Here is a 639-nt window from a genome sequence, read left to right on the forward strand (position 1 = left end):
CTTAACTCCTAAATTGAATTTTACTCCAAATAAGTATATCCATACAGTCCAGAGCGGTAGTTGGAGAGGAACTCCTTGCCCTCCTCGAGCGATATCTTGCCCTCCTTTACGCTCTTGGTAACCCACACTTCGAGCTGGCGCACCAGCTTCTTCGGGTTGTACTGCACGTACTCGAGCACCTCCTCCACGGTCTCGCCGTCGATTATCTGGTCGATGTGGTACTTGCCGTCCTTCACCGTTATGTGGGCGGCGTTGGTGTCGCCGAAGAGGTTGTGCATGTCGCCCAGTATCTCCTGGTACGCTCCCACGAGGAACACGCCCAGATAGTAAGGCTCGTTCTTGCGAAGCGCGTGCACCGGCAGGATGTTCGAGATGTTGCGGTTGGTCACGAAGTTGGCTATCTTTCCGTCGCTGTCGCACGTGATGTCCTGCAGCGTGGCGCTGCGCGTGGGGCGCTCGTTGAGCCTCTGCAGCGGCACGATGGGGAATATCTGGTCTATCGCCCAGGCGTCGGGCAACGACTGGAAGAGCGAGAAGTTGCAGAAATATTTGTCGGCCAACAGCTTGTCGAGACCCTTCAGTTCCTCGGGCACATGCTTGAAACTTTTTGATATCGAGTTGATTTCGCGGCACACGCTC

General features: G+C 55.4%; 1 pseudogene. It reads right to left on the bottom strand.

Features of this window, described 5'->3' with window-relative positions:
• Positions 1–20: 20 nt before the first annotated feature.
• A pseudogene (locus H6A34_RS14550) lies at positions 21–639 on the bottom strand (biosynthetic arginine decarboxylase); the annotation flags it as partial.

This window comes from Marseilla massiliensis (assembly GCF_016899855.1).
Classification (GTDB): domain Bacteria; phylum Bacteroidota; class Bacteroidia; order Bacteroidales; family Bacteroidaceae; genus Prevotella.